Origin of the sequence: Clostridium sp. (assembly GCF_022482905.1) — a bacterium.
Taxonomy (GTDB): Bacteria; Bacillota; Clostridia; order Clostridiales; family Clostridiaceae; genus Clostridium_B.
The window spans coordinates 1,554,906-1,568,645 of sequence record NZ_JAKVOI010000001.1; the positions used below are offsets into that span (position 1 = coordinate 1,554,906).

At 35.1% G+C, this 13,740-nt stretch carries 19 protein-coding genes; all 19 read right to left on the reverse strand.

Annotation, left to right across the window (positions count from 1 at the left end):
* Positions 1 to 2 precede the first annotated feature (2 nt).
* Positions 3 to 455 (reverse strand): arginine repressor, encoded by a 453-nt coding sequence (locus tag LKE46_RS07670; protein ID WP_291720066.1) that lies wholly within the window; start codon positions 453 to 455, stop codon positions 3 to 5.
* Complete coding sequence (locus tag LKE46_RS07675) at positions 424 to 1,305, reverse strand: NAD(+)/NADH kinase (protein WP_291720069.1); 882 nt, start codon at positions 1,303 to 1,305, stop codon at positions 424 to 426. Before LKE46_RS07675 ends, LKE46_RS07670 begins: the two co-directional genes overlap by 32 nt.
* On the reverse strand, positions 1,302 to 2,126 hold the full coding sequence (locus LKE46_RS07680; RefSeq protein WP_291720072.1) for a TlyA family RNA methyltransferase: 825 nt from the start codon (positions 2,124 to 2,126) through the stop codon (positions 1,302 to 1,304). The genes LKE46_RS07675 and LKE46_RS07680 overlap by 4 nt, the downstream gene beginning before the upstream one ends.
* Positions 2,116 to 3,996 carry a 1-deoxy-D-xylulose-5-phosphate synthase gene (gene dxs, locus LKE46_RS07685; protein ID WP_291720075.1) on the reverse strand — a complete coding sequence of 627 codons (1,881 nt, stop codon included), beginning with the start codon at positions 3,994 to 3,996 and terminating at the stop codon, positions 2,116 to 2,118. Before dxs ends, LKE46_RS07680 begins: the two co-directional genes overlap by 11 nt.
* A gap of 17 nt (positions 3,997 to 4,013) precedes the next feature.
* Positions 4,014 to 4,904: a polyprenyl synthetase family protein gene (locus LKE46_RS07690; protein WP_291720077.1), complete on the reverse strand. Its 891-nt coding sequence runs from the start codon at positions 4,902 to 4,904 to the stop codon at positions 4,014 to 4,016.
* 24 nt (positions 4,905 to 4,928) lie between these two features.
* A complete protein-coding gene (locus tag LKE46_RS07695) occupies positions 4,929 to 5,153 on the reverse strand; it encodes an exodeoxyribonuclease VII small subunit (RefSeq protein WP_291720080.1) in 225 nt (74 codons plus the stop codon).
* A 16-nt stretch (positions 5,154 to 5,169) separates the two neighbouring features.
* The gene (gene xseA, locus LKE46_RS07700; protein WP_291720083.1) at positions 5,170 to 6,372 is read right to left on the reverse strand and encodes an exodeoxyribonuclease VII large subunit; all 1,203 of its coding nucleotides are present in this window, start codon (positions 6,370 to 6,372) and stop codon (positions 5,170 to 5,172) included.
* A gap of 33 nt (positions 6,373 to 6,405) precedes the next feature.
* Entirely contained in the window at positions 6,406 to 6,819 is a 414-nt protein-coding gene (gene nusB / locus LKE46_RS07705) for a transcription antitermination factor NusB (protein WP_291720086.1), read from the reverse strand.
* A 92-nt stretch (positions 6,820 to 6,911) separates the two neighbouring features.
* Complete coding sequence (locus tag LKE46_RS07710; protein ID WP_291725616.1) at positions 6,912 to 7,301, reverse strand: Asp23/Gls24 family envelope stress response protein; 390 nt, start codon at positions 7,299 to 7,301, stop codon at positions 6,912 to 6,914.
* Positions 7,302 to 7,378: 77 nt separating this feature from the next.
* Positions 7,379 to 7,891, reverse strand: coding sequence for a SpoIIIAH-like family protein (locus tag LKE46_RS07715; protein WP_291720089.1), 513 nt, complete (start codon positions 7,889 to 7,891; stop codon positions 7,379 to 7,381).
* A 57-nt stretch (positions 7,892 to 7,948) separates the two neighbouring features.
* Positions 7,949 to 8,587 (reverse strand): stage III sporulation protein AG, encoded by a 639-nt coding sequence (gene spoIIIAG / locus LKE46_RS07720; RefSeq protein WP_291720094.1) that lies wholly within the window; start codon positions 8,585 to 8,587, stop codon positions 7,949 to 7,951.
* 45 nt (positions 8,588 to 8,632) lie between these two features.
* Positions 8,633 to 9,223, reverse strand: coding sequence for a stage III sporulation protein AF (gene spoIIIAF / locus LKE46_RS07725; RefSeq protein WP_291720097.1), 591 nt, complete (start codon positions 9,221 to 9,223; stop codon positions 8,633 to 8,635).
* A 13-nt stretch (positions 9,224 to 9,236) separates the two neighbouring features.
* Positions 9,237 to 10,460, reverse strand: a complete 1,224-nt coding sequence (spoIIIAE, locus tag LKE46_RS07730; RefSeq protein ID WP_291720106.1) for a stage III sporulation protein AE — start codon at positions 10,458 to 10,460, stop codon at positions 9,237 to 9,239.
* A gap of 8 nt (positions 10,461 to 10,468) precedes the next feature.
* On the reverse strand, positions 10,469 to 10,855 hold the full coding sequence (gene spoIIIAD / locus LKE46_RS07735; RefSeq protein WP_291720111.1) for a stage III sporulation protein AD: 387 nt from the start codon (positions 10,853 to 10,855) through the stop codon (positions 10,469 to 10,471).
* A gap of 9 nt (positions 10,856 to 10,864) precedes the next feature.
* Positions 10,865 to 11,062 (reverse strand): stage III sporulation protein AC, encoded by a 198-nt coding sequence (gene spoIIIAC / locus LKE46_RS07740; RefSeq protein ID WP_291720115.1) that lies wholly within the window; start codon positions 11,060 to 11,062, stop codon positions 10,865 to 10,867.
* 31 nt (positions 11,063 to 11,093) lie between these two features.
* Positions 11,094 to 11,624 carry a stage III sporulation protein SpoIIIAB gene (gene spoIIIAB / locus LKE46_RS07745; RefSeq protein WP_291720117.1) on the reverse strand — a complete coding sequence of 177 codons (531 nt, stop codon included), beginning with the start codon at positions 11,622 to 11,624 and terminating at the stop codon, positions 11,094 to 11,096.
* Positions 11,614 to 12,531: a stage III sporulation protein AA gene (gene spoIIIAA / locus LKE46_RS07750; protein WP_291720120.1), complete on the reverse strand. Its 918-nt coding sequence runs from the start codon at positions 12,529 to 12,531 to the stop codon at positions 11,614 to 11,616. Before spoIIIAA ends, spoIIIAB begins: the two co-directional genes overlap by 11 nt.
* A gap of 159 nt (positions 12,532 to 12,690) precedes the next feature.
* Positions 12,691 to 13,080 carry a CD1247 N-terminal domain-containing protein gene (locus tag LKE46_RS07755; protein ID WP_291720123.1) on the reverse strand — a complete coding sequence of 130 codons (390 nt, stop codon included), beginning with the start codon at positions 13,078 to 13,080 and terminating at the stop codon, positions 12,691 to 12,693.
* 61 nt (positions 13,081 to 13,141) lie between these two features.
* A complete protein-coding gene (efp, locus tag LKE46_RS07760) occupies positions 13,142 to 13,702 on the reverse strand; it encodes an elongation factor P (RefSeq protein WP_291720126.1) in 561 nt (186 codons plus the stop codon).
* Positions 13,703 to 13,740 lie beyond the last annotated feature (38 nt).

Sequence of the window (13,740 nt, forward strand, 5' to 3'; positions counted from 1 at the left end):
TCCTATTTTGAAATCATTTTTTTCATTTTTTGAGTTATGTCATGTGCCTTTTCCCTGTTCCTCGCCAATACAAATATTGTATTGTCACCTGCTATAGTTCCTGCAATACCTGAAAAATCCAGTGAATCTATAGCCTCTGCAGCCGCAGGTGCAGAACCTGAAATAGTTTTTATTATGACAAAATTATCTATATTTTCAACTCCTATAACCGTCTGTGAAAATATAGATGCCAGCTTATCCGGCAAAAATTTACCTGTATGGTTTATGACAGCATATTTGTATTTTCCCGAATCCGACAGTACTTTTATAAGCTTCAATTCCTTTATGTCCCTTGATACGGTAGCTTGAGTTACATTCATACCGCTTTTTCTGAGTTCTTCAGCCAATTCCTCCTGGGTTTCTATATCCCTTGAATTGATAATTTCAAGAATTTTCGTGTGTCTTGTCACTTTCATATATATCACCTTCACATTCCTTTGCACCAAAAGTAATTTTATCCCTCAAAGTTTTAAAAAAAGAACTATTGCTGAATTTGATTAATTTTCTCTTGTATATGGATTTACTTATATTTATAGTTATAGGTCCCTTTATATCAATCCATTCCTGACCATCTACCGATATAAATGCGCTTTCATTATTTCTTCTCATCTTTATTGTTATATGGCTGTTATTATTGAGTACAATAGTTCTAGCCGTGAGAAACTGGGAATACATAGGTGTTATACAAAAGGCATCCAGTGATGAATGTATTATAGGACCACCTGCAGATAAATTATATGCAGTCGATCCTGTAGAAGTACATATAATAATTCCGTCTCCACTGAACACATTGTAGAATTCATTGTCTATGAATATATCATATTTTTCAATTCTATTCCTGATTCCCTTGTAAAGTATTACATCATTCAATCCATGAAAATTTTTCATTCCATGTCCATTATCAAAGCTGCATTGAATCATGGTTCTGTCTTCAATAGTATAATTTCCTTCGAACAAATTTATAAGAGCCGGTCTTATGCTGTTTATTTCCACCTGTGCCAGAAATCCGAGGTGCCCTATATTTACACCAAGTATGGGAGTTTCTGATTCAGGAAGATTTCCTGAAGTATTGAGTATAGTTCCATCTCCTCCAAGGACTATTACAACGTCTAATTTTCTACTCTCTTCAGTATCCAATCCAATACAGTCCCTATATACTTTTATATTTATATCTTTATTTATACTATATATAGTTTTTACGATAAAATCCAACATTTTATTTTCGGGGTCCTTGGTAGTGTTTACATTTATTCCAATATTTTTCATGACTTTTCTCCATTTAGTTCCCTATGTGCCATACTGACTTCCTTGAAAATATAGTCTTCCTTAAAAGACTCATTAAAATTTTCATCTCCGGTGAAATAAATCAAATATTCTATGTTGCCTTCCGGACCCTTAATTGGAGAATAACCGAGCTCTATTATTTTAAGTCCGGCCTTATGTATGAATTCCGCAACCTTTTTTATAACCTCCATATGTGTTGACTCATCTCTAACTACACCTTTCTTGCCTACTTTATCTCTTCCCGCCTCAAACTGTGGTTTTATAAGTGCCATTATGCTTCCATTTTTTTTTAATAAATTTAAAACAGCAGGGATAACTTTTTCGAGAGATATAAATGATACATCTATACTTGCAAAATCTATATACTCACCTATATCTTCAAATTTCACATATCTTATATTTGTCCTTTCCATGCAAACCACTCTTTTATCCGTTCTGAGCTTCCATGCAAATTGTCCGTAACCAACATCCACCGAATACACTTTACTTGCTCCATGCTGCAGCATACAGTCGGTAAACCCTCCTGTTGATGCTCCTACATCCATACAGACTTTATTTTCCAGATCTATATTGAAATTATTGACGGCTTTCTGTAGTTTTAATCCTCCTCTGCTCACAAAGGGGAATTTATTTCCCTTGAATTCAATTCTGGAATTAATTTTAATTTTTTGTCCGCATTTGTCTATCCTGCTTCCATCTACAAATATTTCTCCTGCCATTATACTTGCCTGTGCTCTATGTCTTGATTCAAATATTCCCCTGTTCACTAAAATGACATCCAGCCTTTCCCTGCTATCTGACATAATTAACTCCTTCATTTACAAATTTTAATATATTGTTTTTTATTCCTTCGGCATCAAGTTCGTGCAGTTTATATATCAATTCCGGTTTGCCCTGTGGAACAAATTCGTCATTAAATCCCAGATTCAGAACTCTTATCTTATTGTCCAGTGTATTTACGTATTCAAGTATATATGAGCCCATTCCTCCCCTTAATATGTTATCTTCCACGGTTACAATATCAATATTTTTATTCACAAGTTCACAAATCATCGATTTATCTATAGGTTTTGCAAAACAGGCATTTATTAAAATTACATCAATACCTTCCTTTAAAAGTTCTCTTCTGGCAAGCACGGCATATTGAAGCATTTTTCCTTCTGCAATTACTGCAATGCGGCCATTTCCCTCTATTCTCTCCCATTTTCCCATTTCAAAATTTTTACTGGGCTTGAGGGAGATTACATCTCCGCCTCTTGGATATCTTATCGCAACAGTGCTATTCTGCTTCAATGCAAATTCAAGTATGTTGTACATCTCTTCAGTACACTTTGGACACATAACTGTCATATGTGGTATATGGGTAAGATAGGAAAGATCAAATATTCCCTGATGCGTTTCTCCATCCGCACCTACAATTCCAGCCCTGTCAACGGCAAATACAACCGGAAGTTTCTGTATACAGACATCATGGACAATCTGATCATATGCCCTTTGAAGGAAAGTTGAATATACTGCAAATACAGGCCGCATCCCCGCCTTTGCCATTCCTGCAGCCAGAGTAACACCGTGCTGTTCCGCTATCCCAACATCAAAAAACCTTTTGGGAAATTTCTGGGAAAATTTTTTCAATCCTGTACTATCCCTCATGGCTGCAGTTATGGCTGCTATATTCCCATTCTGTTCAGCCAGTTCAACCAATTTGTTTCCAAAGGCTTGGGAATATGTTTCTGCAGAAGATACTGCTATCTCGCCGTTTACACAATTAAACGGGCCTATTCCATGAAATTTGCCTGGATTGTTTTCTGCAAATTTATATCCTTTCCCCTTCTTAGTAATTACATGTATCACTACAGGTCCATCCATCTTTTTTGCCAGAGTGAGTACTTTCGTAAGTTCCTCTATATCACATCCATCTATAGGGCCAAGATATTTAAGTCCTATATCCTCGAAAAACATCCCGGGAACTACCATCTGTTTTACTCCATTTTTAAGTTTTTCCAGATACTTCGCCATTCCTTTCCCTATATTGGGGATTCTCTTCAACAGGGTTTCCACATCTTGTTTGAACTTATTATACTTGGGGTCGATTCTCAATTTGTTCAAATACTTCGACACCCCACCTACATTCTTGCCTATTGACATCTGATTGTCATTCAATATAATAATAAGCTTTGTCTTCCTGTATCCCACATCATTCAATGCTTCCAGTGCCATTCCACCAGTAAGTGCACCATCTCCTATTACTGCTATTACATTGTAATTTTTATTTTGGACATCACGTGCTCTTGCCATTCCAAGTGCTGCAGATATGGATGTACTGCTGTGGCCTGTTTGAAAAAAGTCATACTTGCTTTCACTGCATTTCGGGAAGCCGCTCATTCCTCCAAACTTCCTCAGGCTGTCAAAGCCACTTTTCCTTCCTGTCAGCATCTTATACACATAGGATTGATGTCCTACATCCCATATAATCTTATCCCTGTTAAAATCAAACACATCCAATATACACATGGTGAGTTCCACAACTCCCAAATTTGACGCCAGATGCCCGCCTGTTTTGGAAACCTTGTCTATTAGAAATTTTCTTATCTCACGTGCCAGCTGAATTTTTTCATTGAACGTCATCTTTTTAATATCGTTTATATCATTATAATTATCAAGTAGATTGCACATACCTTTTTATCTCCATTCTACTTATCTCTATTTAACAGTAGTAAAGTAATTTTTTCCAGATTCTCAGTATTTCTTTTGATTTTGTTGAGCACATTTATACATTCACTCGTAATTGAATTGCACATTTCAATACATTTATTTAATCCGTAGGTAGTGATAAAATTTGTCTTTTTATTATCTACATCACTTTTTACTTTCTTGCCCAGCTTTTTTGTATCTCCGGTTATATCCAATATATCATCCCTTATTTGAAATGCCAGGCCCAATTTTTTACCATAATAGTCCAGTTTTTCCACTTCACTTTCACTTGCACCTGCATATACTGCTGCCGATATGATGGATGCTTTTATAAGTGCCCCTGTTTTCTTGCTGTGCATATAATAAAGCTGATCTATGGGTATTTTTGTATTCTCGCTCAGTATATCCACTGTCTGCCCTCCAACCATACCCTCTATCCCCGCACTCTGTGCAATCATATAGCATGCCCTTATCCTGTTCCTGTCATTGTTTTTCAGGCAATGGCCGAACATGAGATTCATGCCTTCATTCAGAAGTCCATCTCCTGCAAGCACTGCTATGGCCTCTCCAAACATTTTATGGTTTGTAGGCTTCCCCCGTCTCAAATCATCATCATCCATGGCGGGAAGGTCATCATGAATAAGTGAATAGGTGTGAATCATTTCTATGGCGGCTGCAATTTCCATAACACTTCTGTAATCCTGTTTGTACATCATGTAAGTCAAGAAAAACAATATGGGCCTTACTCTTTTTCCGCCGGCATCAAGACTGTACTGCATCGCTTCATAAATTTTTCTGTTGTAGGTTCCTTTTCCCTCCATATAGCTGTGAAGGTAGACATCTATTTCCTCCTTCAATTCTGAAATTATATCCTTGCATTCCGTTGCCATAATTATTTCCCCATTTCCATATAATTAGTTTTGTTCTTTCATATCAAAATTTTTTTCCCCTTCTTCCGTCAAAATATTTATTTTTCCCTCTGCATCCCTTAGTACTTTATACATTTTACTGCAGAGTTTCATTCCCTCTTCATATTTTTTCATGCTATCATCTATGGACAAATTATCTCCATCCATTTTATTTACTATATCCTCCAACTTTGCCATCATATCCTCATAACTCTCAATTTTTCTAGGCATCTACACTACCTCCCAATCAACTATTGCCCCTGGAAAGATGGAATTCGGCACTTCCATCCTTCATGGTAACTTTTACTTTATCCGTTTTATCCAGCTTATCTATGGAACTTACAATATTCCCATCCACATCCTGTATTATTGAATAACCTCTGTCCAATATGTTGAGCGGATTTCTGGATTTCAGTAATTCTTTCAGCTTACTAAGTTTTTCTCTATCTGCAGCCAGTTGTGTTTTTATTTTCATATTCAACATATCCCTCAATCTGTCTATGTTTACATATTGATTGGCAACATGCACAAGAGGGCTGTTTGAGTTCAGTCTTTTTTTCGTATAAAGAAGTTTTTCTCTTTTGCTTTTCAGTAGGGATACTATATTCCGGTTCAATGAAGTTTTATAGTATTCAATCCGCTGAGCTGCAGAATTGAGATCAAAAACTGCAATTTCAGCCGCCGCCGACGGAGTCGGTGCCCTCTTATCTGCTGCAAAATCAGCTATGGTATAATCTATTTCATGTCCTACTCCTGTTATTATAGGCTTGTCAGAATTATATATTGCTTCCGCAACTTTTTCATCATTGAAGCACCACAAATCCTCTATGGAGCCACCTCCCCGCGCCAGAATTATAACATCAATATCTTCTATATCGTTTAAAGCTCCTATTCCTTCCACTATATTGTCCGATGCATTTACTCCCTGCACCAGTGAAGGATAGATAATAAGCTCCACACATCTGTTTCTTCTTCTTGCTACATTTATTATATCACGAAGTGCAGCTCCTGTAGGGGAAGTAACTATACCTATTTTAAAACAATAGGCCGGTATGGTCTTTTTGTGTTCTTCATCAAACAGTCCTTTTGCACTGAGTGCTTTCTTTAATTTTTCAAAAGCTATATAGAGTTCCCCAACCCCTTCAATTTTCATTTCACTGCAGTACAATTGATATTGACCTTCCTTTTCATAAACGGATATTCTTCCCTTTATTATTATTCTCATACCGTTTTCCGGAACAAACTTCAGATTTTTAGCTGAATTCCTGAACATTATACAGTTTATTTTACTGAACTCATCTTTCAAAGAAAAATATATGTGACCACTGCTGTGAAATTTTATATTTGAAATTTCACCCTTTACAGAGGAATTTTGAAGTATGAAGTCATTATCAAAATTTCTCTTTATGTACCCGTTAATATCCGATACTGTCAATACCTTTATATACATATACTCCCATCATCCTTTATATAAAGACTGTCATTAATCTATATCTTTAATCATGCTCCCAAGTACTCCATTTATAAAAACTGCCGATTTATCCTCACCATATGTTTTGGCAAGTTCAACCGCTTCATTTATTGATACATTTTTCGGTATATCCTCTTCATGGAGAAATTCGTAAGTGCATATTCTCAGAATTGTTATATCAATTCTGGAAAGTCTGTTCAACTTCCACTTTTTCAAATATACCTGTATCTTCTCATCAATCTCGTCCCTGTTGTCCTGCACTCCCTTTATAATTCCTACTATATATGCCATATCTGCATCTTTTAAATCCAGATTCACATTCTCCTTGTTTTCAAGTTCCTCTATGATTTCATTTAAATCTTCTTTATTTATAGTCATTTGAAACAGCAGCTTCATTGCTATTTCCCTAGATTTCTTTCTATTCATATTGACCTCCATTTTAGATATATTATACTTAAACTATTATATCAATTCAAGCACATAAAAAACACCCTCTCAAACGAGGGTGCATATATTATTTATTCTTCTTCCTCTTCATCTTCTTCAGATTTAGGAATCATGACATTTTGAACATGTACGTTCACTGCAGTTACTTCGAGTCCCGTCATGGATTCAACTGCCTTTTTGACATTTTCCTGAACCTTTAGTGCAACATCTGGAATTCTCACTCCATATTCAACAACTACATACAAGTCAATAGCTGTACTATTCTCACCCACACTTACCTTCACACCTTTTGACAGATTTTTCTTGCCGCTCAATATCTGTGTAATTCCCCCTACAAGATTTGCACTCATTCCAACTATTCCATTTATTTCTGTGGTGGCAAGTCCTGCAATTACCCCTACCACTTCATCGGATATCTTTACAATGCCCATATCTACTTCTTTATTTGTATTATCTTCCATCATGGCACCTCCTAGATTTTCACCCATTAAATAATTATATGTTTACATTATATCAAATGCAGAAATTATTTACAAATTTACTTCCTTGCTTCTATTTCTACATCCTCCAGCTTGGATATGCTCATAACTACATCCTTTATCTCCCTGGTGTTCTTATCTGTCAAGTTGTCGCTTGCCTTTACTATAACCCTTGCCTTGCTGCCTTCTATGGAGCATATGACATCCTCATAGCCCTTGCTTTTCAGCGTTGTCTCTATTTTGGATTCATAATCCGTATCCATAGCCAGTTCAGTATACTCTTTTTCAGCTTCCACACGATTTTCCTGCGATACATTTTTATCATCAATCAAATTTTTTAACTTCTGCAGGGTCTCGGCATCCTTCTGGTCTCTGTTGAGCCTGGCCTCTTCAAAGAACTGCGACTTGGACTTCTGACTGTCATTGCTGTTGAAAGATACTGCACTTTTCCCGGTGCTTCCATCTGAATTCTCAGCAACACTGAAAGGACTGTTCACTTTTGTAGCAAGTACACCAACACAAACTATCAGTGCTAAAAGAGTTACAATAATTATGGCCTGTTTTTTATTCATTTTAAATTCCCCCTCTATGTTCTCTTAAAATTATATGATCACCACTGTCCATATATACTATTTTTTCATAGGATATACATTGACCTTGTCTTCTGTTATATCAAAAAGATCTACTACCGCCTTGGATATTCTGAGTTCGGTTATCTTGTTTTCTGCTCCCTCTGCCACGACACATACTCCGGATACTTTAGGCTTATAGGTCTTTACGATCAAGGGCTCGGATTTTTCCCCATCATTTGTTATAACTACAGTACTTCCATTGTTGCTTTGAGTTGTAGTTCTTGTTCCTCCAGAATTGTCCTTTTCATTTGTAGTATTGGTAGAATCATTTACATTCACTGCCGGAACCTGTTCTTCCCCGCTTTCAAAATTTATCATCACATCTACTTTTCCTACTCCATCTATATTTTCAAGAGTACTTTTCAGTTTATCTTCTACAGATTTTTCATAATCATTCAAGTTATATGAAGTATCTTTTGTGGAAGTCTGTTCAGTCTTATCACTTTCAGAATTGCTGCTGGTTACAGATTCTGATTTATTTGAATCTGAAGTTTTAAAAAAGCTTACTGTTATAAGCATCAATATTCCCATCAAAAAAATTATTATAAGATTTACAGTTTTATTTTTATTCTTGCTATTGATACTTTTGTTGTTTACTCCCTCTTTAATATAAGAAAACCACTTTTTAAAATTCATAGTTTTTCACCTATCCATTTCTAAAATTAACTTCTAATTAAATTTTCAGCCCTTTTTAACATGAATTATATCTTCGGATATACCAAGCTGGCTGCTTAAATAGGATTTTATGCTATTGCCCGTGCCTCCATTCAAATCTTCGGCACCAGAATCAGCATCTTCTTGAGTATTTATTGTAACTTCCTTTATTTTGCTGACACTTCCATCACTTACATTAACATATATGTTGTTTATATTTACATTATTGTTTTTATCATCATATCCTACATCGGCTTCAACTTTATAAGTTTCATCTGGATATTTCTCCTTCAACTTCTGTTCACAGTTTTTTTCAAGATTCAGTTTGAAAGTATCCATGGTCTGTTTTAAATCCTTCTCCCTGTAATTTTCTATATCATCCATATTCTGCTTCTGGTCAAAGCTGTCAAATATCTTTGTGCTGTAGGAACTTATGTTGAAGTTTTTGTTGAATATGCTGACTATTGGATTTACAAAAACAGTTATCAAAATTAACCCAAGTACAAATCTGGAATATTTCTTCATGCTGTTATCAGGTAATATCATTTCAACTGCTGTTATAAAAAATACTGCCGTACATATATTTATAAGCCAATTTCTAAGCGAATCCAGAAACAACAAATCACCCCCCCTACATTGCGGCCGTACCAGAGGCTGCAATAATGGCTATCATTATAAAAAACATTACGGATATACATATGAGACATGCCGTTATAAGCACGAGTGAATCCCCGGCTGAATTTATACAGTTCACCATTCTGCTGTCGCTTATAGGTTCTATAAATGCAGCAGTCAGCTTATAAAGTACTATGAGAACCGCCAGTTTAATAACAGGAAACAGCAATATCAGAACGAGGATTATGAGTCCTACACTGCTGATTGAATTCTTTATCAATATGGAATATCCCGCTACAGTGGAAACTGCATCCGAAAGACTTTTACCGACTATAGGTACAAAGTTGTCAACTGCAAATTTTGCAGTTTTGGCAGTTACCTGATCTATAGTTTTAGAAGTTATCCCCCTCACTGTAATTATTCCTACAAATATGGTCATTATTATTCCCTGCATCCAGAGTGCGCCTTGATTCAGAAGTTTCGTAAGTTTGTCTATTTTATATTCCGAAGATAGATTATTTACAAATTGAAGTACAAATGACATGCATATTATTGGAATTATAAAATTTATAAATATCTGTGTGCTTATGGTAATGGCTCCTATTATAATGGGATCCATTACTGCAGCCTGTATAACACCATGGGCTGAAGCCAGCAGCATAATGAGAACTGGTATAAGTGCCAGCATAAAATCACTCATATCCTTGATAGTTGTTCTGGCCAGATCCACACCTATATAAAAACTTTTAGCCATTATTATTATGAGAAGTGAATAGCATGCATAATAAGCTATATTTGACAGGCTGTCGGAACTAAATGCCCTCTGAAGATTGGTAATCAAAGCACATATTATACTTATTACCACTAAAATAGCCAAAAGCTTTATAGATGCAGTAATCTCCCTTACAAGATACATTCCTGAAGCATTTACAATTTTCTTTACAGATATATTTCCATCTCCTGATTTCATAAAATCTTTTACATATTCTTTGAAATCCACGTCTTTTAATATTTCATTTTTTGTCTTCATGTTGGATATGTAGTCATATAGCTTGTTTATTTCGGATGTTTCTCCACTTATATTTTTATCTAAATCTTTACTCTCAGTCTCATTTACAACTTGAGTGTATTTTGTTTCATTTTGTATATCTGTATCCTCATTACTGCCTGGTGCATCAAATGCCTGTACATTAAAGGCAAGCGTCAAGGCAATAATCATTCCCAATATAATATTTTTCATATGAACACCTACATAATCTTTAAGATTGACTGTAAAACAGCCATAAGTATAGGAATTGCAAGTCCAAGAATTAAAATCTTGCCTGCAAATTCAACTTTTGTTCCCAGATTTCCTTCTCCCGCATCCCTGCATATTTCACTGCAAAATGATGCAATATAGGCAATAGCAAGTATTTTGAATACAGTGGTCAAGTATACGAAATCTATATTTGCTTTTAAGGCCAGTTTCTGTATAAATTGAATTACTGCCGTTATTTTGGTAAACATAAATATGAATATCAGAACTCCTGCTGTAATACTTATATAAACCGCAAAATCATCTCTTCCTTTTCCCTTGAACATAAGCACTATAAACAGGGCAATAAAAGCAAACATTACAATTTTTATTATCTCCATAAGCTTCTCCTAAAGTTGGAACATGGTTCTAACTGTATTAAACAATTTATTTACTACAGTTATAACCATCATAAGTACTATTACAATACCTGCCAGATTGGTTACTACTGCGTATTCCGCCTTCCCACTGGTCTCCAGAACTTTGTTTATTACTATTACAACTATACCCACTGCCGCTATTTTAAATACCAAACTTATATCTAACATATCGTATCTCTCCTTACAATCTTTTTAAGAGTTAAATCAACAGTATAGTTACCACTGCTCCTGCAGAAAATCCAAGATATCTGTACATCTTCATATTTTTTTTCAAGATAATCTCCGACCTGTCAATCTGTTTTTTGAGACTTTCAATAGCAAGAGAAAATATGTTTTTCTGACCCTCTATATCTGATTCTCCAAGAGATTTTGAAAAATCCAGGATTATATCTATATCCTCATCCTTCAAGCTTAAAATATGTGCTTTATTTGAAAATGCCTGCTTAAATGCTTCATATACATTGTTCACCCTGTTTTCAGACAGGACTCCGGAAACTTCCATAAATAATATAGAGATAGGTTTTTCAACCTTTGAAGCCGCATCGAATATAGCTTCTGGAAGCGTAGTATGGGTATATACTATGTGATTTTGTATTTCATATATGCATCTTCTCGTTTGTCTTAGTTGATTTGTTCTGTTTTTTAACTTTTCGCCGCAGTTGAATCCAAATGCCGTAGTAGAACACATTATCATGATGCATCCCAGTAATTTAATTACCTCATTCACCATAAATTTTTTCCTTATCCGAAAAATCATATATATATTCCACTGTTCCGGCACCTTTTTTACCACTTAGAACTACTGCTCTTTTAAATACTTTGTTTTCAACTATATCTTTAAAAACCGGTCTGCTGTATAAATCCTCTATTCCAAACCCATGTATGGTCGTTATAAGATTCACCCCTGAATTCAGGGCTGTGACTATGCTTTCCATATCCTTGTGGCTTCCGATTTCATCACATACTATGACATCCGGTGACATACTTCTTATGGCCATCATTATCCCTTCACTTTTCAAACATCCATCCATAACATCAGTTCTTATTCCTACATCAAGCTGTGGTACCCCTGCGGAACATGCACCAATTTCACTTCTTTCATCTATTACACAAACTTTTTTACCGTGGAAACTCATTGAATCCACTCCATTGGATATATTTCTTGTTATATCTCTTATAAGAGTAGTTTTACCGCATTTGGGAGGAGAAATTATTATAGAATTTATTACGCTGTCCTCTTCCAATATGAATTTCATCAGATTTTTTGAACATCCTGGAATTTCTCTGCATATTCTAATATTAAGTGATGATATGTCCTTTATAGTTTTTACTTCACCCTTTTCAATTACACATCTTCCGCAAATGCCTATTCTATGGCCGCCGCTTATTGTTATATAGCCTCTTTTCATTTCTTCTTCAAATGCATAGATAGAATAATTACTTATTCTCTTTATTATGGTGTTCAAATCTTCAAAGTCTGGATTGTATCTGCATACTACCTCTCTGGTACCCAACTGAATAATCAGAGGTTTTCCTATCTTGATTCTTATCTCCTGAAGTCTGTCATTATATGCAAAGTTTATAACTTCCCTCTTTAATTTTTCTGGCAGTATACTCAATATTTCTTTAGTGTCCATATTTTCATCTCCCTTCTTTATATTAATCTCTATTTTTATTTTCCCGAAATTATTCCAGATAATAAAAAAAACTTGCAATACAGAATTCCAAAAAATATAGAAGAACCGTTTAGATAAAGTATCTAAACGGTTCTTCTATATAGGTTTATTTTTAAACAACTAATTGTCCTTATTAAGAAGTAGTGATATTTTTTTATGACAATGAGGGCATGCTATATCTTCTCTCTGTGCAATTATATCCTTATCTATATAAACCTGCTCATTACAGTTTGGGCATTTAATTTCTTCAAAATTATCATAGGCATCCTCAATTGATTCATATCCATCGTATCCTATGCTGTCGGATAAATCACATAATTCGTCATCTATTTCGTCTATGTATTCATGTAATGATTTATGGGCTGTTGACAGATCAGAAATCTCTTCAGATATATCATAGAGCACATTTATAATCTCAAATAAAAGTTTACCCTCATTGCTGTTCTTGTCTATCTCAAGTCCTTTAGCCAAACCTTCGAGATAGGCCACTTTTGAACTTATGGAATTCACAATATCACGCCCTTAAAATTATTTTTTCTATAGTATGCCCAAAATTTTGGAGATATATTCATTACTGAACTCTTTCCATGTATTCTCCTGTTCTTGTGTCTACCCTTATAACTTCACCTTCATTTACAAATATAGGTACAGATACAACAGCTCCTGTTTCAAGTGTAGCTGGTTTCAAAACATTTGTAGCTGTATTTCCCTTTACTCCTGGTTCCGTATGAGTTATATGAAGCTCAACAAAATTAGGTGCTTCTACAGAAAATGCCTCTCCCTTGTAAAACTTTATTGTTGCGAACATATTTTCCTTCAAAAATTTTATTGCATCCTGTACTTTTTCATGTTCCAAAGGTATTTGTTCAAATGTTTCCTGGTCCATGAAATAATACAATTGTCCATCAGAGTACAAATACTGCATTTCTTTTCTCTCTATAACTGCTTCCTGAAGCTTTGCAGTTGGGTTGAATGTTGTTTCTGTAACTGCCCCCGTCAAGACATTTCTGAGCTTAGTCCTTACAAAGGCTGCTCCCTTGCCTGGTTTTACATGAAGAAAATCAATAACAGTATACACTTGTCCATCCTGATCAAAAGTTGTTCCTTTTCTTAAATCTCCTGCTGATATCATATAATATGCCGTTATGCAGACTCAAAATTAACTTTTGG

What these genes read in the sequence shown, in the direction of transcription:
- efp (WP_291720126.1), bottom strand. Translation starts at nt 13,702, where the DNA reads ATGATATCAGCAGGAGATTTAAGAAAAGGAACAACTTTTGATCAGGAT.
- LKE46_RS07695 (WP_291720080.1), bottom strand. Translation starts at nt 5,153, where the DNA reads ATGCCTAGAAAAATTGAGAGTTATGAGGATATGATGGCAAAGTTGGAG.
- spoIIIAA (WP_291720120.1), bottom strand. Translation starts at nt 12,531, where the DNA reads ATGGACACTAAAGAAATATTGAGTATACTGCCAGAAAAATTAAAGAGG.
- spoIIIAD (WP_291720111.1), bottom strand. Translation starts at nt 10,855, where the DNA reads ATGGAGATAATAAAAATTGTAATGTTTGCTTTTATTGCCCTGTTTATA.
- LKE46_RS07670 (WP_291720066.1), bottom strand. Translation starts at nt 455, where the DNA reads ATGAAAGTGACAAGACACACGAAAATTCTTGAAATTATCAATTCAAGG.
- dxs (WP_291720075.1), bottom strand. Translation starts at nt 3,996, where the DNA reads ATGTGCAATCTACTTGATAATTATAATGATATAAACGATATTAAAAAG.
- spoIIIAC (WP_291720115.1), bottom strand. Translation starts at nt 11,062, where the DNA reads ATGTTAGATATAAGTTTGGTATTTAAAATAGCGGCAGTGGGTATAGTT.
- LKE46_RS07715 (WP_291720089.1), bottom strand. Translation starts at nt 7,891, where the DNA reads ATGAATAAAAAACAGGCCATAATTATTGTAACTCTTTTAGCACTGATA.
- spoIIIAB (WP_291720117.1), bottom strand. Translation starts at nt 11,624, where the DNA reads ATGGTGAATGAGGTAATTAAATTACTGGGATGCATCATGATAATGTGT.
- xseA (WP_291720083.1), bottom strand. Translation starts at nt 6,372, where the DNA reads ATGTATATAAAGGTATTGACAGTATCGGATATTAACGGGTACATAAAG.
- LKE46_RS07675 (WP_291720069.1), bottom strand. Translation starts at nt 1,305, where the DNA reads ATGAAAAATATTGGAATAAATGTAAACACTACCAAGGACCCCGAAAAT.
- LKE46_RS07690 (WP_291720077.1), bottom strand. Translation starts at nt 4,904, where the DNA reads ATGGCAACGGAATGCAAGGATATAATTTCAGAATTGAAGGAGGAAATA.
- spoIIIAE (WP_291720106.1), bottom strand. Translation starts at nt 10,460, where the DNA reads ATGAAAAATATTATATTGGGAATGATTATTGCCTTGACGCTTGCCTTT.
- spoIIIAG (WP_291720094.1), bottom strand. Translation starts at nt 8,587, where the DNA reads ATGAATTTTAAAAAGTGGTTTTCTTATATTAAAGAGGGAGTAAACAAC.
- LKE46_RS07680 (WP_291720072.1), bottom strand. Translation starts at nt 2,126, where the DNA reads ATGTCAGATAGCAGGGAAAGGCTGGATGTCATTTTAGTGAACAGGGGA.
- LKE46_RS07710 (WP_291725616.1), bottom strand. Translation starts at nt 7,301, where the DNA reads ATGGAAGATAATACAAATAAAGAAGTAGATATGGGCATTGTAAAGATA.
- nusB (WP_291720086.1), bottom strand. Translation starts at nt 6,819, where the DNA reads ATGAATAGAAAGAAATCTAGGGAAATAGCAATGAAGCTGCTGTTTCAA.